General features: G+C 61.0%; 1 protein-coding gene. It reads left to right on the plus strand.

Annotation, left to right across the window (positions count from 1 at the left end):
- On the plus strand, positions 1 to 515 hold a 515-nt coding region (locus WJU21_RS19485), incomplete at both ends, for a TonB-dependent receptor (RefSeq protein WP_346325139.1).

Below are 515 nucleotides of genomic sequence, written 5' to 3' on the forward strand. Positions count from 1 at the left end.
CCGGTCACCGGTCTGTCGATGTTCGCCTCGTACTCGCAAGGCTTCACGATGCCGGACGCCGGACTGATCCTACGCGCCGTCAACAAGCCGGGTCAGAACGTGGAGCAGCTGGTGAACCTGCAGCCGGTGATTGCCGACAACATTGAGCTCGGCGCCACCTACAAGACCGGAGGGTTGAGCGTTTCGGCGAGCTATTTCTGGTCGAATTCCGATCTGGGCTCCCGAATCCAGGTGATCGGCGGCGCCGGGTTCGTCCAGCGGGAGAAGACCAAGATCCATGGTATCGAGATGGCCGCCAGCTACACCTTCGAATCCGGCCTCGACTTCGGCGCCAACTTCGCCATCCTCAAGGGTCGCTTCGACAGCAACGGCGATGAGATCGTCGACAAGGATCTGGACGGTCGTAATATCGCCCCCAATCGGCTCAACGCCTATATCCAGGGTCCTATCTTCGGGGGCCTCAGCGGGCGGGTACAGATGTCTCACCTGTTCGACCGGCATTTCGATGGCGGCCT

Origin of the sequence: Emcibacter sp. SYSU 3D8 (genome assembly GCF_039655875.1) — a bacterium.
Taxonomy (GTDB): domain Bacteria; phylum Pseudomonadota; class Alphaproteobacteria; order SMXS01; family SMXS01; genus RI-34.